This is a genomic window from Marinilabilia rubra, from assembly GCF_003121985.1.
Classification (GTDB): domain Bacteria; phylum Bacteroidota; class Bacteroidia; order Bacteroidales; family Marinilabiliaceae; genus Marinilabilia; species Marinilabilia rubra.
In genome coordinates, this window is sequence record NZ_QEWP01000005.1 from 101,126 (window position 1) to 123,617 (window position 22,492).

The following is a 22,492-nucleotide window of genomic DNA, read 5'->3' on the forward strand; positions in this document are numbered from 1 at the left end:
TTAATATTAAAAAGCTACCGGATCTTGCGCAATAGCAAGTTTGGTAATCCCCTCTAATTAAGGAATCAGGTTTAACACTTGAAAAAACTGAGATCCGGTAACCTTTATTCATTATGAGTTAATTGTCTTTATATTCAATTCTTCTTCAAGATCACCTCTCAATCCAAGTTCTTCCTCTATTTCTTCCAGGGATTTTCCTTTTGTTTCCGGAATTTTGGCAAGAATATAGAAGAATGCCCATACCGTAAAGAATAAGAAGAATCCAAACGCTACTGCACCGCCAAGGCTATTAAGCATCCATGGGAAAAACTGCACCACGATAAAAGTACAGACCCAGCTTACTGCAGTGGATACCGACATGGCAACCCCTCTGATCTTGTTTGGATAAATTTCGGATGTCACTACCCACATGACCGGCGCCAGGGAAGCCGCAAAGAAAGCAATGTATCCAAGGATGGATATCAATACGCCCAAACTGTCGGCACGTCCTGTAAGAAAAGCAAACACCAAATAACCCAGGGAAACAGTCATACCGGCGGTTCCTATCAGCAAGAGCTTTTTACGCCCAAGCTTGTCGATCAACCATACGGCAACAAGGGTAAACAGAAAGTTAACAATGCCAACCATCACTGACTGAAGCAGAGCCATATCTCCACCTACTCCGGTTTCATTAAAGATGGTAGGTGCATAAGCAATAATAGCGTTGATACCGGTTATTTGCTGAAATGCAGCCAACATTATTCCTAAGAACACAACCTTACCTACCTTGCCTTTAAAGAGATGAGAAAACTTCACGTCTTTATCAGACTTTTTCCGATCTTCTTCAATCCCTTTTACAATGCTATCGTATTCTTTTCGCGCATTTTGCGGTCCTGCAACTCTTGTCAACACATGAAGTGCCTCATCTTTAAACCCTTTAAGCACCAACCAGCGTGGACTCTCAGGGAATTTCACCTGCATGGCAATTAAAAAAGGTACAGCAATAAACAACGGACTTGCCAGCATCCAGCGCCATCCATGTTCCACATCCAGCATGCTGTAATCAAATACATAAGCAAGCAAAATACCTATCACAATACCTAACTGATTGAAGGTTCCCAGGGTTCCTCTGACCCGCGCCGGAGCAATCTCACTGATATAAGTAGGCACCATTACAGATACGGCTCCTACTCCAACACCTCCAATAATTCTGGCAGCAACAAGTCCGCCCATCGATGATGCCAACGCACTCCAAACAGCCGATATGGAAAACAGAACTGCTGTTCCGATCAGTACATTTTTCCGGCCAATCTTTTCGGATATGGATCCTGCGGAAAAAGCACCTATCATACAACCTATTACAATAGCACTCACCACCAGCCCAATCTGAAATTCACTCAAAAGAAAGTGATCCTTCACAAAAGTCACAGCACCGGAGATGGCGGCCATATTAATGCCAAAAATCAAACTGCCCATCACAGAAACGATAATGGCCCACAATAATCTCTTTTCAATCTTCATATTACTTCTATTAATTGTTTTCGTTTTGTTTCTGTTATTTCCAAATTGAGTTCAAAACTCTTGCTTTGGCAGTTATCAGTTGTGAATCTCCGGAACCATAAATCTCAACTCCGGTAAGAAGTGTTTCAGGAAAAACCAAATTGGTCATTTGGACTTTTCCTCCATTGATAAACATCTCTACAGAGGATTGATCAACGTACAAATCAACTTTAACGGGACCTTCAAACGCAACAGGAGCATCGTATTTTCCGGGAAAATTCTCATTAAAGGTGGTTTCTCCCGAGTCTATCCTGTCAAAAACAACCAATTCACGATTTTTGTCAAGGGTGATAAAGATGCTGTCGCCCGCTTCATTGTACAGATCAATGGTTGCGGTAGCATCCATCTGAATGTCAAACTCAAGAGACAATTGGTAAGCTGCATCCTCTTCAAAACTGAATTCCAATGTTCCGGCTTCAGCAGCTGCCACTGGAAGGTCGCTTTTTTCCTGCCAGTCACCGGCAATGTTTTCGATGGTATTGACTACCTCTCCTTTTAAAACAGGTTTTCCACCAGCGCCTTCCACCAGTTCAAGTGAACGGGGCAAAGTCATGGCACTTCTCCATTGCTCGGTAGGAACAACGGTAGCATATTGCCAGTTGCTCATCCATCCAATAAAAAGGGTGCGGCCATCTTCCTCCGGGATATTAGACCAGGTGACACCTGCATAATTATCTTTTCCATAATCGAACCAATGAGTTGGGGCATTCGGATCGTCTGGAATGAATTCTTTTCCGTCAAATTCTCCGATGTAATATTTAGTTCCCGATCCCCCGTGCAGAAAACCGGGGTTCAAACTGATGAATAAAACCCATTTTTCTTGCCCGTTATAGTTCAAGGGGAATAAATCGGGACATTCCACAACTCCATTGTGTTCCTCATCCTGTGCAAAGCTGCTTTCAAAAGTCCACTCTTTAAGATCTGGTGAAGAGTAGAAGGATACCCGGTCTTTTACAGCCAGGGTCATAATCCATTTTTGGGTAGGCTCATGCCATCTCACTTTAGGATCCCTGAAATCTCTGATTCCGGGATTATCGAGAACAGGGTTTTTCTCATATTTCGTCCAGGTGCGGCCATTGTCCAGACTGTAAGCAATACTTTGTGTCTGATAATCTATTCGCCCTTCGCTTTCTTTCTCATGACTGTGATTGGTATAAACAGCCACCAAGGGGGTTTTCCCATTCTTGCCAAAACCGGATGTGTTATCGACATCTGCTACTGCACTTCCGGAAAAAATGGTTCCCAATGAATCGGGATATAACCCAATGGGCAAATGTTCCCAATGTATCAGGTCTTCACTTATGGCATGTCCCCAGTGCATTGGCCCCCAAACATTGCTATTGGGGTGATACTGATAGAATAAATGATATTCTCCGTCATGGTAAACCATACCGTTGGGGTCGTTCATCCACTGAGCTTTGGGAGTAAAATGGATTTGTGGGCGCCACTGCTCACTCATCAAGCCGCTTTTCATCCCACTGGTTCCTTTATCCTTTTGGGGTACGTTGCAGGCACCTAAACCGAAAAGAACGAAAAGAATTAAAAAGACTGTCCTCATAATTTGATATTTTTAATGTTAAACCTTAGCAAACTTGTTTTTGATAAAAATCGTTAACACAAATGTAAAGGTGTTGCACTCCACCATGCTATCAAGATGGTTACAAACACTATTAATTTTGTTTCAAACACAACCTCCTCACAGCTGCAATAAGGCATGTTACACAAAATGTAACAACATTAACAGAGCAAGAAAAAAAGCGAATTAAAAGAAGTTTTGAAGCAATTATTATTCGTGGAACTATTTTAATTTTTCTTAATTTGCCTCCCGAAGAACATTGATTTATGAAACAATCTTTAAGCAAATACCCTTTTCTATTCCTCCTTATTATTCTTTTTTCAGGTTGTAAGAAGAATAACCAGGAAACCTTTCACATTGGATTTTCACAATGTGCAATGGACGAATGGCGTGAAACCATGAATAAGGAAATGGTGATGACCGCCGCTTTATATCCTGATCTTGAACTAACCATTTTGAACGCAAGAGAAAATACACGGCGGCAACAATTACAAATCCGGGAGCTTATCAATAACAAAGTAGACTTACTGATCATCTCCCCAAACGAATCGGGCCCCATTACGCCTATTGCTGAGGAAGCCTTTGAACAGGGCATTCCAACAATTATTATAGATCGAAAAATCAACTCGGGAAAATATACCGCCTTTATTGGCGCCAACAACTACCAGATAGGCAGGGATGTGGCTACTTACATTGCCAATATTCACAATGGTAAAGGCCGCATTCTTGAAATAAGAGGGATGGATGGTTCCAGTCCTGCCAGGGAGAGACACAATGGTTTTTTTGATGTATTAAAAGATCATCCCAACCTGAATGTTGTAGCCAGTATGGAAGGCAAATGGCTGCCTGATAACGCCAGAGAAGTAGCAGAAGAAGTTTTCAGTGAAGAACAGGTGGATATTGTTTTCGGTCACAATGATGTAATGGCCCGTAGTGCCAGAGAAGTGGCCAATTCGATGGGCATTGAAGATCTTTTTGTGGTAGGTATTGATGCCCTGCCCAACCTCGGGATGAAATTAGTTGAAGAGGGAGTGCTTCAGGCTTCTTTTATCTATCCCACAGGCGGGAAAAAAGCCATAGAGATTGCACGTGCCATATTGATAGATGAGCCTTTTAACAAACAAAATATTCTGGGAACATCGGTTGTAGACAGTACCAACGTTACAGTATTGAGACTCCAATTGGAGCAGGTCATCGCTTTCCAGGACATACTTGTCAAACAAACCAGTCGTATACGGCAGCAGGAACAACAATTTAACGATCAACGTTCTTTGTTAAACATTGCTCTCATCAGCCTGGCTCTTCTGGTAATTTTATCTTTATGGCTGGCCTATTACTATACCATGATTCGCAGACGCAACAGTCAGCTGGCTCATAAAAACAAGGCAATTGAAAAGCAAAAGGAACAGTTAGAGCATCAAAATGAGCAAATCAGGGAAATGAATAAGCAGGTAGAACGAGCAACCCAGGCCAAGCTCAGCTTTTTCACAAATATCAGCCATGAAATCAGAACGCCTCTAACCCTTATCCAGGCGCCCGTTAATGAGTTAATATCAACACTGAGCAGTTCCGAAAGCTCACTTTCAACCTCGTTAAAGGAAAGTCTCAATCTGATCAAACAGAACACCGACAGACTATTAAGACTGATCAATCAGCTAATGGACTTCCGTAAGATGGATACCGGAAAAATCAATCTTAACATTTCCGAAACACATCTGCATGAAATAACGGAAAACATATACAAAGCTTTTCTTCCCCTTGCCCGGCAAAAGGAGATTGATTTCAAATTGGAGTCATCACCTGAAGAAGAGGTTGTCTGGATTGACATTGACAAGATAGATAAAGTCATCTTTAATCTTCTTTCAAATGCCTTTAAGTTTACTCCAAGAAAAGGAGAAATTACTCTCAGTACTTTCATCAATGCAGAGGACCAGATTATTATTGAAGTCAGTGATTCTGGTCCCGGCATACCTCCTGACAAACAACAGGAGATATATGAGCCTTTCTATCAGCAAAAACATCACCGGTCCATGGGAACAGGCATAGGTCTCGCTCTCTCCAAAGGATTTGTGGAGAAGCACGATGGAAGTATTGAAGTGGCCAGCGATGGGAAATCCGGAACACTTTTCAGGGTGACACTCCCAAGGGGAGAAAAATATAAGGGAGCCCAGGATTTAGTCAAACAAATGCCGGAAATTCCCCAACCGCAAAAAAAGGAGTTTGAAGAAAACGTTCAGGAAAAAGAATGGAAAGATTTTGATAGAAAACCCCGCTTGCTTATAGTAGAAGATGACGAACAGCTAAAAACTTATTTGATAAAGCTATTAAACCAGAATTATGAAGTTAAAAGTGCTGCCAATGGAAAAGAAGCGTTGGTTGTAATTGAACAACAACCCCCTGAGCTTATTCTCACGGACCTTATGATGCCTGAGATGGACGGCATTGAACTGACTGACCATCTTAAACAAACCATAGAAACCAGTCATATCCCAATCATTATGCTTACAGCAAAAGCCGGAATCGATCAAAAAATTCATGGTATTGAAACCGGAGCTGATGCATACATCGAAAAACCTTTTGATCCCAATTACCTCTCGGTACGGGTTAGAAAACTCATTGAAACCCGAAGAAAGCTTAAAATTCAATACCAAAGTAACATTGCTGCTATTGGTAAATCAGAAAATATGGACAACGTCACCACAGTTGACCAAAAATTTCTTTCCAATCTTCAGAAAATTCTTGAAAAGAACTATACCAACCCGGAATTCTCGGTAGAAGACCTCAGCCGGGAAATCGGGATGTTGCGGATTCACTTATACCGAAAGATGAAAGCTCTGACGGATTTTACACCTTCCGAATATATTGGCAAGTTCAGACTGCACAAAGCCAAATACATACTCGAACAGCAACGGGGAAATATTTCAGGTGTGGCCCTGGATGTAGGCTTTACTTCGCCGGCCTATTTTTCAAAAAAATTCAGAGAGGAATTTGGAAAAACACCGTCTGCCTTTATTGGAAACCATTAATTTATTTTTTATCCCTTTTCCAAAACCGACCCGTTTCCCATCAATCCGGGGAACACCTCTCCCAGTCCTTCCAGCATAAACTGAAAGGCAATGGCTGTAACCATAATACCAAAAATGCGGGTGAAAATGGTAAAAACAATATCATCTACTTTTCTTTCCAAATAAAGAGAATTCAGGAAAACCACAAAAAGAGTCAGAAAAGCGACAAACACGACTGCAGGCAGAACAATATAATCAATGGTTGTATCTGCCTGCGTTCCGAATACAATAACAGTAGTAATAGACCCGGGCCCTGCCAGTGCGGGAATACCAATGGGAACCACAATCTTCCTAAACCTCTGCTTGGCAATAGACATGTTTGTCGTACCATTTTCTTTGCGATCGGTTAACTGTGAAGCTGTACCCCGCACCATTGATATACCGGTATTCAGCAGCAATATACCTCCTGCCACTTTAAAAATTTCCAGGTCTATAGAGAAGAACTCAAGAATGTATCTTCCCGAGAACAAGAAAACCAGGAGAATGCCGTACGAAGTAAGAACGACCAGAAATGCCACTCTGTTTCTAATGGCACTTGCCTGATCGTTGGTCAACTGACTCCAGACGGGCCATATACCTATGGGATTAACAATGGCCATCATTGCGGCCAAAAAATTCAAATACAATTGTGTGTTCATTATTACAAAAATTTGCTTCAAACAGATGGTCTAAAACACTAATAAACAGAAAAGGCGCAGGGATGATTCCCCTGCGCCTTCAAATAGTATTTCTCAGTCCAGTCTATTTGAGCACCACCACTGCTGCGGGATCCACACACTGAAAAGTAAATGATTCAGTAAAGTACAACTGTACGGTTTTTTGGTTATGTGATTCATAGCCAATAGAAATATCCTGGCCAATCACCATTTCAAAGTCTCCTCCCCTCTCAGAAACGAGATAGGCATCTTCAACGTAAGGTGCCATGATAATAGAGCCTCCCAATAAACTCTCTACGCGTTTACGTAAAGGATAGCCCTGACCGGAAGAATTGAAACGCTGCCATTGCTCGGTATTCAACACCAAAGAATAAGGTCCTTCAACTGAGGCTGCTTTTAGCTTCGCAATTCCTTCAGAAATCACTGCAATTATTTCGTCATCATCTGCAGGCAGAGTTAAAGAATCGTGTTCTGAGCACTCTTTAATCCCTTTAATTTGACCTGATTTGAAACCATTGTAAATAGCATCCTCTTCGAAACGGGCCAATTTACGCGCGGCTTCTTCCATATTATCCAAATCGATGTCTTTGGCACCGCGGGCCACATTGTCTAGCTCCCAGATATTTAACTCAAAAGGAACGCGAGTCTCAATTAAAGGAAGCACCTGATGAATCCCATATTGAACCTCGCCATTTTGTCCGCTGGGCACATCTACACGCCCCAAAGATAACGCCGGAAAGTCCCATCCTTTAGGCCCTTCAACATCAACAAACTTTCGAGCTGAAAGAACAGAGGTAAGAACTTCGGCTGCATTTTCATTAATTTCTTCCCAAGCTTTCTCGCAAATGGGAGCCATAGATTTTCTTAAAATATCCATATGTTCCTCCTGTTATTTTTCAATTTTTCCAATTCCTAAAGAGTCTGAACCTGCTTCGCCTCCTTCTTCGCCTTCCTCGAGTTCAGTTATATCACCCTCGGTAAACAAATAAGTGCGCAATTGCTCTTCCCAGCCCGGCATATTGCGGCGAAGCCACTCTATTGTCATGCAAGCATGTTCAATTTCTTCATCGCGGTTATGAGCCATAATACCTTTCAGGGATTCATCTTCTGAAAGATCAACCCTTTGATGATACCAGTCTACAGCCTCAACCTCTTCTTTTAAACTATTCAGTGCCCTGGAGAAATCACGGGCCTGTTGTGATAATTCTTCTGCTGGTTCATGATAATTTGACATAGTATTTTACTTTAATTGTTTATTTATTTTTACGGTTTTCCTTCTGTTATACCCAAATATACTAAAATTGAACAAGAATCAAGAATATTCCAGGGTTTTAACACCATTTCACAACGCCTCCTAATCATTTAATTTATTTTTTTTTTGCATTGTTATATTGCCCCAATAGATCGTTAGTCCCGATGCTTCGGGATAGATAAAAGATTTAAGATAAAGGCTGTAGTTTAAAAATGCGTTTTTGCCCTTAGAGATTAAATAGTGCAAGTCCTTGCAAGGACAAAGTCACCATATTAAAGTAAAAAGGGCATCATTGGTCCTCCTGAAATGGTAGTACCGAATTAGGTCTGGCGAATTCCGATCCGCCACCAGAGGTAAAACGGCGGATCGGCTTCGGCTCTGCCGCTTTCCCAGAAAGAATCCGCCGCGCCTGATCTTCCATTGGTAAGGCTCGATCCCCAAAAACACGCAAAAATAAACTTAAGCCAAGATAAACCATATAGCATTGATAATCTGAAACTTAAAGCAAATGCATCTTTGGTCCCAAATAATTGATTTATAGCTTTTTACAAAAGTATAACGGAGTATTGATTGACCATAAAACCCCAACAAAGAAGACTGACAAGAAATGTTTTGTATTCCGGAGTGCGAAGTAAACTAAGACAGGAAAAGTTACTGACAATAAATTACATCAGACAAGCTAACAGATGACAATGTGGAAGACAGAAAAGATACACCTTGCAGATCTCCTGCAACCTTACAATTATTACGTTTAATTACCTGCCTTTTGCCAACAAAAATCACCTATATTTGTATTATTCATTGAAAGAACTGCCCTAATAAAAATAGTTTCGTTGCAATAAAAATTGAATAAATCACTTTTTTCCCTCAAATTCTGCCAATATGGAATTCACAATACTTAAGGATATCCTCATAATATTTGCTCTATCGACTCTGGTAAACTTCATTTTTACGAAAATAAAGATTCCCTCAATAGTAGGCTACCTTTTAACAGGTGTACTGGCCGGGCCACACCTAACTGGTGTTATCAGCAGTGTGGAAAACATTGAAGTTTTGGCAGAAATTGGGGTAGTATTGCTTCTGTTCACCATTGGACTGGAGTTTTCATTAAAACATCTGATTAAGATCCGGAAAATCGTTTTCTGGGGCGGTTTTCTTCAGTTTTCGTTAACCACTCTTATTGTACTGGGCATTTCCAGAATGTACAACCTCGATTTCAGAGGAGCCCTTTTCGTTGGTTTTTTAACAGCATTAAGCAGTACAGCGGTCGTACTAAAAATACTTCAGGACCGGTCAGAAATAACCTCCAATTACGGAAGAACAGTTTTAGGAGTGCTGATTTTCCAGGATCTCATACTGGTTCCCCTATTGCTTTTTACCCCCATCATAGGTGGCGAATCCACCAACATAATGGAAGAAATATTGTGGATGGGCCTCAAATCTTTGGGCATCATCCTTTTTGTCATCTTTGGCAATAAGTGGTTTATGAACAAATTGCTCCATGCCATTGCCATGACCAAAAACCAGGAACTCTTTCTGATGAGCATCCTGTTGATATGTCTTTCTGTTGCCTTTCTGACTGCTGAGTTGGGAATGTCTCTGGCTTTTGGAGCTTTCCTTGCCGGGTTAATGATCTCAGAATCGGAATACAGTCACAATGCTTTTGGTCACATCATCCCTTTTAAAGACACTTTTTCGTCATTCTTTTTTGTCTCTATCGGGATGCTTCTGGATCTTCAGTTTCTTATGGACAATATCACCATTGTTTTAGGAACAGTGGCCATGGTGGTGTTGGTAAAGATGTTTATTGCTAGTGGAACCGCTTTTATGCTTGGGCATACTTTCAGGGGAGTGGTATTGGTAGGACTGGCCCTGGCACAAGTAGGTGAGTTCTCTTTTATTTTGGTCAAACTGGGTCAGAATTACCAAATAATCTCGGAATATTACTATCAGTTATTTTTAGCTGTAGCAGTAATAACCATGTCAATTTCCCCTTTCCTGATTATGGTGGCTCGTCCGCTTTCACATGCAGCCATGAAACTACCCCTTCCAAAAAGATTTGTGGAAGGATTGTTCCCTCTTAAACAAATTGAAATACCGGAATTGCAAAACCACCTTATTCTTATCGGTAAAGACTCAAGAGCCTTAAGTATGTCGGTAATGGCCAGACACGTTAAGATTCCTTACATATCCATTGTTTTTGATCCGGCCACGGTAAAGGAAAGGCAGCAGAAAGGTGAGAGTGTTATTTACGGTGATGCTCAGAATTCCCCTATCCTCGAGAAGGCACATGTAAAAACATCTGCCGTTATTGTTATCTCTGTAGGTGATGTGGTTACCGCAATGTCCATCACTGAAAAGGTGCGGCACCTCAACAGACATGCAGCCATCATTGTCCGTACACGTCAAATTGATGATGCTGAAGACCTATATAGAATGGGAGCAACACAGGTTCTGCCCGAAGAGTTTGAAACAGCCATTGAAATGTTTGAACGTGTCCTCAATAAATTCCTGATGCCGAGGGATGAAATTGAGGTGACCATCGGAAGTATTCGTAAGAATAATTACGGTCTTGTAAGGGATTTGAAAAAGCGTCCGAGACGCTCTATCTTAAGTCAGCTTCCAAATCTTGAAGTTTCAGCACTCAGGGTTGCCGACCACTCACCCGTAGCAGACCACACGCTTAGTGAAATGGAATTCAGAGGGACTTATGGAGTTACGGTTGTAGCTGTTAAGCGAAAAGAAAAATTAATTGACCATCCCGGGCCAAACACGAAAATCCATAAAGATGACATTGTTTATATACTTGGCAAGCAGGATCAGATTGCCCATGCAGTAAGTCTTTTTGAAAAACAAAAGAGAAAAAAGGAAGAGAAAATAATGTAAGAGCTAATTTTGTCAAAAGTTATCGTCGTATTTATTTAGAGTCCAGAAATTATTAACACCGAATACTAAAGATTTACGCTAAGCCAGGGCGCGCTGAAAAACGAGTATATCCTTAACTAGAGCGGGCTGAAAAACGCCTATTTTACTAGCTATTAAACACTTAAAGCTTGTTACCAAAGCAATAGGTGCAAGGTTTTTTCACAACATTCTCGAATTTCTTTGCACTTGTATACAAGTAAACGGTAACTGCAAAAATATGGCAGTTACCGTTCAACCTTAAATCTATTTAATTTAGGGGGCGCTGAAAAACGCTTGCATTATTAAATACTAAAATCTTAAGTCACATCAACAAACTCCAAAGTGCAAGCTTATTTCGCATCACACTCGAATTTCTTTGCACTTAATCCTAAAATAACAGCTAATCAAAAGAACAAAATTTTCTTCACCGCCCGAATCTCGAAGTATTTCAATACTCCTTCGATTGGGCGGCTTGTAAATTTTGCCCTTTTGACTTTTTCAGCAGCCCCTAATTACATATCATTTCACTTCCCAAACTTCTCCGGAAGTAACAAGATCCTTAAACGTTTTGATTTTTGATCGCTCCCGTATTTCATCAATCTGCATACGTGCACACTGATCATAAACAGGAGCCTCCGAGTCACGAATAACCCCTAATGCAACAGGAAAATCCGGATATTCCATATCTGCAAGTTTCAGATGAATAGTGGGATCTTCGCAATGAGCATCATGCACCAAAAGATCTTTCTCAGTAACTCCATCTTCTCCGATGGTGACCACCCGCAATTTGATGCCATCCAATAGCAAACCTTTATTTCGCTCTTTTCCAAAAATCATCGGTTTGCCGTGTTCAAGCACGATGGTACGGTCATCTTTAAACTGCTTATCTGTAATTTCTTTATGGGTATTATCATTGTAAATAACACAGTTCTGCAACACTTCCACAATTGAAGTACCTTTATGCTCAGCAGCTGCTTTCATCACTTTTGTCGAAACCTTTAAGTCCTTATCAATGGTACGGGCAAAGAAATATCCACGGGCACCAATGGTCAACTCCCCGGGTCGGAAAGGGTATTCAATGGTTCCGTAAGGCGATGTTTTAGAAATAAATCCTCGTTTGGAGGTTGGAGAATACTGCCCTTTGGTCAAACCATAAATCTGGTTATTAAAAAGAATAACATTGATATCAATATTTCTGCGGATGGCATGTATGAAGTGGTTTCCTCCAATAGCCAAGGCATCGCCATCACCTGTTATTTGCCAAACATGCAATTTAGGGTTGGCCACCTTAACTCCTGATGCAACGGCTGAAGCCCTTCCGTGTATAGTATGAAAACCGTACGTATTCATATAGTAAGGCAATCGCGAAGAACAACCTATCCCTGAAATAACAGCTACCTCCTCCTGAGGCACTTTCATATCTGCCATCACTTTTTGTATCGAATTAAGAATGGCATGATCCCCACAACCAGGACACCAGCGAACTCGCTGGTCACTTTTATATTCCTGAAAAGCTAATTTATTATTCTCAGACATGATTTAGGCTTCTAAAAGTTTTTGAAAATGATTTTTAAGCTCAGCCACAGTAAAAGGTAAGCCTTCCACTTTGTTGTATTGAAGGAATTCAACATCGGGGAATTTACTTCTCAAATGTGAAGCAAACTGCCCCAGGTTTAATTCACAAACTACAATTTTGGAATACTTCCTCAGTACTTCATAGCTATTCTTTGGTAGAGGATTGATGTAACTAAAATGTGCCAATGCAACTTTTTCACCTTCATCCTGAAGTCCTTCAAGAGCTGTATAGAGATGACCGAAAGTTCCTCCCCACCCCACAATCAGCAAGTCCGCATCTTCATCCCCATGAACTTCAAGCTGTGGAATAAAATCGGCAATGCGTTCAATTTTCTCCTCGCGAACCCTAACCATTTTATCATGATTATGATGATCGTAAGAAACCGCGCCTGTCAGGAAATCTTTTTCCAGGCCACCAATCCGGTGCTGGTATTCAGGTGTTCCGGGTAAAGCCCAGAACCGATTCAATTTTTCCGGATCACGCTCATAAAGCTTCCATTCGGAAGCCGGCTTTTCAACATACGGGGGCACAATGGCCGGGAACTCTCCTTCTTCAGGAATCCTCCAGGGCTGAGTACCATTAGCCAGGAATCCATCGGATAACAATATTACCGGAGTCATATGTTCAATGGCTACTTTGGCTGCATAGAAAGCATAATCAAAGCAGTTGACAGGGGAGCTTGCCGCCATAACTACCAACGGGCTTTCTCCATTACGTCCGTAAAGGGCCTGCATCAGGTCCGATTGCTCTGTTTTAGTAGGCAGGCCGGTACTTGGGCCACCACGCTGAACATTTACCACCACCAAGGGTAACTCGGCCATAACAGCCAGCCCTAAGGCTTCACTTTTGAGTGCCAACCCGGGCCCTGAGGTTGTGGTAATAGCCAGATCTCCGGCAAAACTGGCACCAATTGCAGTAGAAATGCCGGCAATTTCATCTTCTGCCTGAAACACTTTAACTCCAAGGTCTTTGCGTGACGACAACTCCTGAAGGATTTCAGTCGCAGGGGTAATTGGGTATGATCCCAGAAACAATTCAAGGCCACTTTTTTCAGCAGCCAGCAGAAAGCCCCAGGCAATGGCACGGTTTCCGTTTAGGTTTCTGTAAGTTCCTTTTCTAATATCTGCCGGGGAAATATGGTATGACGGAGTTCCGGCCTGAATAATCAAACCATAGTTATACCCTGCTTCCAAAACCCGTATGTTGGCTTCTGCAATTTTCTCATTTTTAGAAAATTTCTGTCTCAGCACCTCTTCTGTATTTTCAAGAGGTCTGTTAAAGAGCCAGAAAACCAATCCCAAAGCGTACATATTTTTACTCCTGAGAATGGTTTTATTATCAAGTCCCATATCTTTCAGACTCTCTTTTGTCAGAGTGGTAATGGGTGCCTTAATGATGTTGTAACTTGACAGATTATCTTCCTCAATTGGGTCATTGCTCTTATATCCTGCTTTGGCAAGGTTTTTATCATCGCAGGTATCCACATCAATGATTATGGTAGCTCCGGGCTTGAGCCATTCCAAATTGGCTTTAAGAGCAGCCGGGTTCATTGCCACAAGCACATCTGCATTGTCTCCGGGAGTATAAACCTCACTGTGTCCGAAATGAACCTGAAAACCTGAAACACCGCCAATAGTACCTTGCGGGGCCCTGATTTCTGCGGGAAAATCCGGAAAAGTGGAAATATCGTTTCCGTAAATTGCAGACGAGAAAGAAAACAAAGAACCGGTCAGCTGCATTCCGTCGCCGGAATCCCCGGAAAACCTCACAACAACTTCCTCTTTCTCAATTACTTTAGATTTTTTAGCCATAATAAAGCTGATTACGAATTGCTATCCTGTTTTTTGAGAGATGTTAAATATAAATAACCGCCAAAACCATTCCATAGCCCCGGGGGTTAACATGTAAAACTAATGTAAAATTAGAGACTAATAATTTAGCTAATGTTGACATTAGTCAGATTTTAGACAGAATATAGGTGTTTTTCAACAGGTGCTTTATATTTGCATCTTCGCAAAGTGAAACGCTTTTAAATTAACATCTTTTTACAACAGAAGGTTTAACCTTATTACAAATTAATAAATCATGGCATTATTAAAATCAGTCAGAGGATTTACCCCCAAAATTGGGAAAAACGTTTTTTTAGCTGATAACGCTACAGTTATCGGCGATGTGGAAATGGGTGATGATTGCAGCATTTGGTTCAACGCTGTACTCCGAGGCGATGTAAACAGCATTAAAATCGGAAATAAAGTAAACATTCAGGATGGATCAGTACTGCACACGTTGTATGAAAAATCAACGATAGAAATCGGCGATAACGTTTCGGTGGGGCACAATGTCACCATTCACGGAGCAAAAATTGAAGATAACGTATTGGTGGGCATTGGAGCTACTGTTCTTGACCACGCTGTCATTGGATCTAATTCCATTATTGCAGCCAATTCATTGGTGCTTTCAGGAACAAAGGTAGAGCCAAACAGTGTTTATGCAGGGGTACCAGCCAAGAAAGTGAAAGACATTGAACCGCAACAAACCAGTGAGATGATCAATAAAATTGCCAATAATTACCTGATGTATTCAGATTGGTACAAATAATCAGGGTGCGCTAAAACACGTATTTCATTAACTATAAAACACTTAATTCACATTGCCAACAACCGGGTTCAAGGTTATTTCAAAGCATATTCTAATGCCTTTGCGCATGTAAATAAGAAAATTGCTAATCAAATTAAAAAAACACGATTGTCCGGTTAAAAAATAATATTCCTTTTTATGCGCTCAAGCCGCGCGGGCTTTTACTTCTTTTGTTCATGATTTTGCCTGCTTTTATAGGTAATCACGATTTCAGCTTCGCTCCAATTCTACAGCAAAAAGAAGTAAACAAGAAATGCCGTCGCTCACCCAAATACCCTAAAAATCAAAACATTTTTCTAAAATCCGAAAAACTCGCTACGCTCAAACAGTTCGGATTTCTTAACGAAAAATGTTTTGATTTTCTTCACGGGATTTGGCTGAAGCGATTCCAACCCCGTCTCATAGCTCAGATAGCTAATAACTCCGTGAATTAAGGCATAGATAATTTTATTAATTTTTTCCCCGGACACCAGTGTTAAAAAAATTTCCCTCACCGGCCCAATCTCGAAGTATTTCAATACTCCCTCGATTGGGCCGGCTTGTAAATTCTCCTCTTTTGACTTTTTCATCAGACCCTTATTAATTCTGAATTGAAGAGGTGTATTTTCCATCTCTACAATTCAATTTTATGTGATTTAACGGGTTGGTCTAAGAAAGCTCTTGAGGCCCGATCAAACACATCATTATCACCTGTCGTAAAAAAACTGCAAACACCATTTTTAGAACACTTCTCATCCATCTCAGGATGACGCTCCAGGTACTTTTTTAAACTGGATGAAACAATTTCACCCTGTGACATTATTTTTACGTTAGAGGGAATGTGCTTTTCAATTACAGGCAATAAAAGAGGATAATGAGTACATCCTAAAATAAGTGTATCAATGTCCGGATCCTGTTGAAAAAGCAAATCCAAATCGCGCTTAACGAAAAAGTCGGCACCGGGAGTATCAATCTCACCATTCTCTACAATCGGCACCCACATCGGACAAGCCTGTTGACTCACCAGCACTCCGGGAAAAAACTTTTGAATCTCAATCATATAAGACCCTGACTGAATGGTTCCTGTAGTTCCAAGTATACCAACATGTCCATTTCGTGTAATTTTCCCGGCAATTTCGGTACTCGGTCTCACCACCCCCAAAACCCTCCTCTCCTTATCGATCGCCGGAAGGTCTGTTTGCTGAATGGTTCTCAATGCTTTGGCAGAGGCAGTATTACAAGCAAGAATGACCAGATGAGCACCCATATCAAACAAACGCCTAACATTTTCGAGAGTATAATGATAAACCGTATCATAAGAACGGGTTCCATAAGGCGTGCGGGCATTATCTCCCAAATAGATGAAATCATAATCTGCATAGTCCTTCAAAAACTCATTTAAGACGGTTAAGCCTCCATAGCCGGAGTCAAACACACCTATGGGGCCAGGGATATGGTCAACATTGTTTTTCATATAATTACCAATAATAAATACTTTGCTTCCAATTTCATTAGCGAAGATAAAAAACTCTTTTCAACGAAATACTCAGGGCATATTGAAAAACGCACATTTTGTTAACTATCTAACAATTAGAATACATCACGGGTTAAACTTGGTGTAAGGTTAATTCATTGCAGACTATTATCGCGTTGCACTTGGTTACCCAAAATCCGCAACGAAGACAAAGATATACTTAGTGACACCTTGCGGATTCGATATAAGTAAAACATCTCGTTTGGCATCATCCTTCACCCAAATGAGTGATTTTCTAAATCGGGGTTAACCTAATGCCAACAAAGGTTATCAGAGGAAAATGTAAAACCTTTGCAGAAATTAGAGATTATTTGAAAACTGCTAATCAAAAGAACAAAATTTACTGCCCCCCATTTTCGAAGTATTTCAATACTACTTGGATTGGGGGCTTGTAAATTCTGCTCTTTTAACTTTTTCCGAAGGCCCTGCTGATTTCTAAAACAGAAAGGTCGGTATCACGAAGACACCGACCTTTCTGTTTTATTATTTATAGATTAAGAAAACAACAACAAGTTTTCTTGTATAGTCATCAGAAAAAATATGACAACTCTCTACATTTCGTTGAGTTTAGCTTTCACCATTTCTTCACAGTCTACACTCTGATCCGAATTGTAAAGAATGACCTGTGAACTAACATCAAAAATATAAACAAAGCCCTGTTCCTCGCCTACAGCCTTAATGGCTTTTTCAACCTTTTGAATAATCGGTTGCAACAGCTCCTGTTCTTTCTGACTCAATGATTGTTGTGCCAGCTTATTAAAATTCTGAATTCTCTGATCATAATCCTGAATTTCTTTCTCACGGGTAGATCGAATCAGCTGAGACAGAGAGTCACGCTGTGACATGTAAGTTGAATATTTCTCATCCAACTCTTTGCTCATTACCTGCAACTGGCTTTGCAATTTTTGAGCTTCAGCCTGAAGCTCTTTGTCGGCAGCCTGTTTGGCCGGTAATTCGGCAATTAATTGTTGAACATTAAGATGCCCGAACTTCAATTCCTGAGCAGAAGACGTAGCTGCGGATAACGCAACCAGAAGAACAACAGCAAATAGTTTAAATACCTTCATCTTCATCGTAAATTATTTCAGATTAATACCTTAATTAATACCAAGCTTCTTTTTAACAAGCGGGGTAACATTCACACTCTGATCTGACTGATAAACAGTGGCACCTGAGTTTTCGGCAAAGATATAAATAAATCCACCTTCTTCACCAACCTGTTCAATAGCAGCTCTCAGTTTTTCCATAATGGGTTGCTGAAGCTGTTGCTGCTTTTGAGACAATTTTTGCTGAGTGGACTGATAAAACCCCTGAATTTTTTGAGAAGTTTGCATCAGTTGTTGCTCCTTTTGTTGACGATCAACAGCATTCAGATTTTTAGCATTTTGCATGTAATCCTGCTCCATCGTTTTGTAATCTTCCTGCATGGTGGCCAACTGATTTTCCAGCTGACTGTATTCGGTTTCCATTTGTTTCTGCATCTCTTTAAACTCAGGCATTGCTTGCATAATTTCCTGCACATTGGCATGTCCGAATTTTAAATCCTGTGCATTTATCCCGGATGCAAATAATAACAATACACTTATCAGGGCTGTAATTGTAACTCTTTTCATAATCAATTATTCTTTTCTATTTGGTTTTAAAACTGATAGTTGAAATTAATTGGACAGACCCAATTGCTTGAGTACATCATCGCTAATATTTTGACGTGGTTTCACATAAACCACCCCCATATTCCCTGCCATGTCAAAAATGGCATCATAATCTTCCCGATCAGCAATTTCACGAATAGCTACTGAGACTTTTTCCTGAATTGGCTGAATCAACGTCTGCTGTTTTTTCATCAGCTCCCCTTCGGGGCCAAAATATTGCCGCTGAAGCTGCTTAGCGGCATTCTCAAGGTCAATAATCTCGTTCTCTCGTTGAACTTTCATTTCCGCTGAAAGAAAAACACTTTCCTTCTGATATTTCTTATAAAGCTGCTCAACTTCAGCATAGACGTCCTGGATATCCTGCTCCCACCGCTGAGATTGTTGGTCTAACTGTTCCTGAGCTGCTTCATATGCCGGAATATTGGACATGATGTATTCCATATCCACAAAAGCATATCTCTGAGCAGCCACATCGCCGATACTAAAAAAAGTTCCGGCAATTACCATTAATATCAATACAATTCTTCTCATCTTTTTCTACTTAAATTCACAATTGGTAATTGATTATTTTTTAAATAACAAAAACCAAACCATATTATGCACTGGTGTCAAGTCAAGCATAGTCTGACCGTCCAAGCCTTGCTCTTTCTACCTTGTGCTTCTCAAAAAAAAGATTCACGTAGCTACGGCTATACTTACTTTTTTGTTGATTCGCACAAGGTGAAAAATACCGGCGGCTTAACCAACATTCTACACTTGACATGACACTAGAAATTTTGTCCAATTACAAAATGGAAGTTACTTCCGCTGGCATTGGGACGCCCGGGCACTTCATCAAATCCATATGCCCAGTCAATTCCCATCAATCCGAAGATTGGAAGGAAGATTCTGACACCTACTCCCGCTGAACGTTTTAAACCAAAAGGATTATAATCCCTGAAATCAGACCAGGAGTTACCGGCTTCAGCAAAAAGTAATCCATAAACTGTGGCAGATGGCTGAAGTGTTAAAGGGTATCGCATTTCAAGTGCCAGTTTGTTATAGATATTACCATCCTGACGTCCCTCTTCATTATATGGAGTCAGTGAGGCATTCTCATATCCCCTCAGACCAATTGTTTCACTTCCGTAATAACTGTATCCGGACATTCCATCCCCACCAAGCACAAACTTCTCAAAGGGAGATTTCCTGTTTTCATCAAAATATCCAAGGAAACCACCTTCTACTTTGGTCATCAACACTAACTTGCTGGCATTGTCCAGGGGTTTAAATACATTTCCTTTGAAAGTCCACTTATGGTATTCAACCCATTTGTACCGTTCAGAATCGGGCATATCCGGATCTGAAAAGTCCTGATCATCGAAATAAGAATAAGGAGGTGTAAATTCCAGTCCGAGTGAGAAGTTAGATCCATGGCGGGTATAAAGTGGATTGTCAATTGAGTTTCTTGAAAGCATAACCTTAAAGTTAAGGTTGTTACTATTTCCGTTTTCCATCAGGAAATATACCCAGTTCTTAAGATCATATCTTTGATAACTGGCTTGTGTGTAAAACTGGAAGAAGTCATCGGGCCATGACAAACGTTTACCAAAACCAACTGAAAGTCCTGTAACTTTCATATGCTCATCGGGATCCTCTTCCATTGGTGGCTGGTAATAATTACCATAGCCGCCACCATATCCCCCATAACCTCCATAGCTGCCCATACCGCTGCTGTATGGATTTCCATAGTAATAACTGCTATTGGTTCCGGTTTGGATAGAGTGATAAACTGAAACACTTAAAGAGTTAGGCTTACGTCCTCCCAGCCAAGGTTCTGTAAAAGAAAAGCTGTAAGACTGATAGTATTTCCCATTGGTTTGTGCCCTCAAGGAAAGTGTTTGCCCATCGCCTGTTGGAAGAGGACGCCATGCTTCCTTATTGAAAATATTACGAACCGAAAAGTTGGTAAACTTAAGTCCGAGAGATCCGACAAACATGCCGCCTCCCCATCCTCCGGAGAGTTCAATCTGGTCATTGGCTTTCTCAACAAGATTATATTCAAGATCTACAGTACCTTTTTCAGGATCAGGAATAGGTACAGGATTGATATTCTCCGGGTCAAAGTGCCCCAACTGAGACAGTTCCCTAACGGTACGAATCAATTCTGATTTATCGAACAATTCACCGGGTTTGGTTCTTAATTCACGGCGCACTACATGCTCATGAGTCTTGGTATTTCCCTTAATGATTACCTCATCAATAGTTGCTTGCTGTCCTTCATAAACCCGCATCTCCAAATCAACGGTATCATTGTAAATCTTAATATCAACAGGTTCAATATTGCTAAACAAGTACCCGTCATTCATATAAAGGTTATGAACAGCATCATCGTCAATAAACAAACGCTCGTCAAGCAAAGTCTGGTTAAAGACATCTCCTTTTTTGATTCGAAGTTTTTCGCTTAAGTATGGCCCGGGATATACGGTATTTCCAACCCATGAAATATCTCCGAAATAATACTTGCTACCTTCGCTGAGTCCTATTTTTATATCAACCGTGTTGTCGGAATTACGAGAAATTGAATCATACTCAATGTAAGCATCACGGTAACCTTCTTCGTTATATTTCTCAATAACGGTTTTAAGATCATTTTCATATTCTTCGCTGACAAACTTTTTGGTGCGGAAAAAGTTCAAGATTTTTCCTTTCTCGTTTGTCTTTTTCATGAAGCGGTTCAACTTGTAATCAGAGAATACATCATTACCATAAAACTCAAGACTGTTGACCTTTACTTTATCTTTTTTGTCCACAGTGATATCCAAATAAACATGGTTGGGCGTATCCGCATCATCACGCTGGACTATTGAAACTTCTGTATTAAAGAAACCTTTATCAACGAAGTGTTGTTTAATGTATTTTTCAGCCCGGTCAACCAGGTAAGGTGTAACCTGCGATCCCCTCATCATTGAAATTTTCCCTGAGATATCATCAATCTCTGATTTTTTAAGTCCGGAAAAATTGATGTCAGTCAAGCGGGGACGTTCCTGAAGATAAATATTTAAGTATATCTTATTACCTTCTATTTTATCGGCAGAGATCTTTATATCACTGAATAAGCCATACTCCCAGTATTTGTCAATAGCATCCGATATATCTTCTCCGGGCACCTGAATTTCCTGACCAACTTTCAGTCCTGAGAGGTTGGCAAGAATTTTCGGGTCGTTATTCAAATCTCCGGTAACCTTTATATCAGCAATAATATAATTTTGGGGTTTTCCTGAATAAGAGATTTCCGGAGTTGATTCCTGGGCTTTGATACCAATAAAAGATAGGATTGTTAAAAGGTATAGTACAAACGAGCGTTCCAACATTACTATGAATTTATTTTTTTACCTGATCACTAATTTTTCCAAAACGTCTTTCTCTACTCTGATAATCGAGTATCGCTTCAAAAAAATGTTCCTTGCGAAAATCAGGCCACAATACATTACAAAAGTATAATTCTGAATAAGCAATTTGCCAAAGCAGGAAATTACTAATTCGCAGCTCCCCACTGGTCCTTATTAAAAGCTCAGGATCAGGCATCTCTGAAGTCTCCAGATATTGACCAAAAAGATCTGCATTTATTTGAGAAGGATCAATTTTTCCTTCAATTGCATCGGTAGCCACTTTTTTCACACCCTCAATAATTTCCCAACGGGAACTATAACTAAGAGCAAGAACAAGGGTCAAGCCATCATTGTCTTTGGTTTTTTCAATACAAGCGGTAAGTTTATCCTGAACCCCACTGGGCAGGGTTTCTTTACACCCAATAAAATTAAGCTTTACATTGTTATCCATGAGTGTTTTGGTTTCGGAAGCAATAGTTGAAACCAAAAGCGACATTAGGGCATCGACTTCATTTTTTGGACGGTTCCAGTTTTCGGTGGAAAAGGCATAAAGTGTAAGATATTTAAGCCCCAGCTCAGCGCCGGCTTCAGTCACTTCACGCACAGCTTTAACACCATTTTTGTGTCCAAAAACCCTTGCGTTACCTCTTTTCTTTGCCCATCGACCGTTGCCATCCATTATTATGGCCACATGTCGGGGTAATTTTTCTTTATCCAGTTGTTCTTTAACTGACATACATTTCTTTTCGTC

General features: G+C 40.6%; 17 protein-coding genes. 3 read left to right on the forward strand and 14 right to left on the reverse strand.

Annotation, left to right across the window (positions count from 1 at the left end):
• Nucleotides 1-111 precede the first annotated feature (111 nt).
• Together DDZ16_RS07945 and DDZ16_RS07950 are read right to left on the reverse strand one after the other, a co-directional pair.
• Nucleotides 112-1,515 (reverse strand): sugar porter family MFS transporter, encoded by a 1,404-nt coding sequence (locus DDZ16_RS07945; protein WP_317046368.1) that lies wholly within the window; start codon nt 1,513-1,515, stop codon nt 112-114.
• A gap of 19 nt (nt 1,516-1,534) precedes the next feature.
• Nucleotides 1,535-3,097: a glycoside hydrolase family 32 protein gene (locus DDZ16_RS07950; RefSeq protein WP_109263922.1), complete on the reverse strand. Its 1,563-nt coding sequence runs from the start codon at nt 3,095-3,097 to the stop codon at nt 1,535-1,537.
• A gap of 284 nt (nt 3,098-3,381) precedes the next feature.
• On the opposite strand from DDZ16_RS07950, the gene DDZ16_RS07955 reads away from it, so the two are divergent.
• The gene (locus DDZ16_RS07955; RefSeq protein WP_109263923.1) at nt 3,382-6,141 is read left to right on the forward strand and encodes a hybrid sensor histidine kinase/response regulator transcription factor; all 2,760 of its coding nucleotides are present in this window, start codon (nt 3,382-3,384) and stop codon (nt 6,139-6,141) included.
• A gap of 8 nt (nt 6,142-6,149) precedes the next feature.
• Here DDZ16_RS07955 and DDZ16_RS07960 read toward each other — a convergent pair whose 3' ends face one another.
• The 3 genes from DDZ16_RS07960 to DDZ16_RS07970 all read right to left on the reverse strand — a co-directional run bounded on the left by DDZ16_RS07960 (nt 6,150) and on the right by DDZ16_RS07970 (nt 8,070).
• Nucleotides 6,150-6,818 carry a MarC family protein gene (locus tag DDZ16_RS07960; RefSeq protein ID WP_109263924.1) on the reverse strand — a complete coding sequence of 223 codons (669 nt, stop codon included), beginning with the start codon at nt 6,816-6,818 and terminating at the stop codon, nt 6,150-6,152.
• Between the two features lie 103 nt (nt 6,819-6,921).
• Nucleotides 6,922-7,713 carry a family 1 encapsulin nanocompartment shell protein gene (locus DDZ16_RS07965; RefSeq protein ID WP_109263925.1) on the reverse strand — a complete coding sequence of 264 codons (792 nt, stop codon included), beginning with the start codon at nt 7,711-7,713 and terminating at the stop codon, nt 6,922-6,924.
• Nucleotides 7,714-7,725: 12 nt separating this feature from the next.
• Nucleotides 7,726-8,070, reverse strand: a complete 345-nt coding sequence (locus DDZ16_RS07970; RefSeq protein ID WP_109263926.1) for an encapsulin-associated ferritin-like protein — start codon at nt 8,068-8,070, stop codon at nt 7,726-7,728.
• A 900-nt stretch (nt 8,071-8,970) separates the two neighbouring features.
• Here DDZ16_RS07970 and DDZ16_RS07975 point away from each other — a divergent pair.
• Entirely contained in the window at nt 8,971-10,974 is a 2,004-nt protein-coding gene (locus DDZ16_RS07975; RefSeq protein ID WP_109263927.1) for a cation:proton antiporter domain-containing protein, read from the forward strand.
• A 537-nt stretch (nt 10,975-11,511) separates the two neighbouring features.
• Here DDZ16_RS07975 and DDZ16_RS07980 read toward each other — a convergent pair.
• Together DDZ16_RS07980 and DDZ16_RS07985 are read right to left on the reverse strand one after the other, a co-directional pair.
• Complete coding sequence (locus DDZ16_RS07980) at nt 11,512-12,528, reverse strand: 2-oxoacid:ferredoxin oxidoreductase subunit beta (RefSeq protein WP_109263928.1); 1,017 nt, start codon at nt 12,526-12,528, stop codon at nt 11,512-11,514.
• A gap of 3 nt (nt 12,529-12,531) precedes the next feature.
• Nucleotides 12,532-14,379: a 2-oxoacid:acceptor oxidoreductase subunit alpha gene (locus DDZ16_RS07985; protein ID WP_109263929.1), complete on the reverse strand. Its 1,848-nt coding sequence runs from the start codon at nt 14,377-14,379 to the stop codon at nt 12,532-12,534.
• Between the two features lie 274 nt (nt 14,380-14,653).
• Here DDZ16_RS07985 and DDZ16_RS07990 point away from each other — a divergent pair, with 274 nt between their 5' ends.
• Complete coding sequence (locus tag DDZ16_RS07990; protein ID WP_109263930.1) at nt 14,654-15,166, forward strand: gamma carbonic anhydrase family protein; 513 nt, start codon at nt 14,654-14,656, stop codon at nt 15,164-15,166.
• A gap of 335 nt (nt 15,167-15,501) precedes the next feature.
• Here DDZ16_RS07990 and DDZ16_RS07995 read toward each other — a convergent pair whose 3' ends face one another.
• The 7 genes from DDZ16_RS07995 to DDZ16_RS08025 all read right to left on the reverse strand — a co-directional run bounded on the left by DDZ16_RS07995 (nt 15,502) and on the right by DDZ16_RS08025 (nt 22,477).
• Nucleotides 15,502-15,816 carry a hypothetical protein gene (locus DDZ16_RS07995; RefSeq protein ID WP_109263931.1) on the reverse strand — a complete coding sequence of 105 codons (315 nt, stop codon included), beginning with the start codon at nt 15,814-15,816 and terminating at the stop codon, nt 15,502-15,504.
• Nucleotides 15,817-15,818: 2 nt separating this feature from the next.
• Nucleotides 15,819-16,658, reverse strand: a complete 840-nt coding sequence (gene murI, locus DDZ16_RS08000) for a glutamate racemase (RefSeq protein WP_109263932.1) — start codon at nt 16,656-16,658, stop codon at nt 15,819-15,821.
• 611 nt (nt 16,659-17,269) lie between these two features.
• Nucleotides 17,270-17,791: an OmpH family outer membrane protein gene (locus DDZ16_RS08005; protein ID WP_109263933.1), complete on the reverse strand. Its 522-nt coding sequence runs from the start codon at nt 17,789-17,791 to the stop codon at nt 17,270-17,272.
• Nucleotides 17,792-17,815: 24 nt separating this feature from the next.
• Nucleotides 17,816-18,331, reverse strand: a complete 516-nt coding sequence (locus DDZ16_RS08010) for an OmpH family outer membrane protein (protein ID WP_109263934.1) — start codon at nt 18,329-18,331, stop codon at nt 17,816-17,818.
• 45 nt (nt 18,332-18,376) lie between these two features.
• The gene (locus DDZ16_RS08015; RefSeq protein WP_109263935.1) at nt 18,377-18,901 is read right to left on the reverse strand and encodes an OmpH family outer membrane protein; all 525 of its coding nucleotides are present in this window, start codon (nt 18,899-18,901) and stop codon (nt 18,377-18,379) included.
• Nucleotides 18,902-19,137: 236 nt separating this feature from the next.
• Nucleotides 19,138-21,723: an outer membrane protein assembly factor BamA gene (bamA, locus tag DDZ16_RS08020; protein WP_109263936.1), complete on the reverse strand. Its 2,586-nt coding sequence runs from the start codon at nt 21,721-21,723 to the stop codon at nt 19,138-19,140.
• Between the two features lie 10 nt (nt 21,724-21,733).
• Nucleotides 21,734-22,477 (reverse strand): isoprenyl transferase, encoded by a 744-nt coding sequence (locus DDZ16_RS08025; protein ID WP_109263937.1) that lies wholly within the window; start codon nt 22,475-22,477, stop codon nt 21,734-21,736.
• Nucleotides 22,478-22,492: the final 15 nt, after the last annotated feature.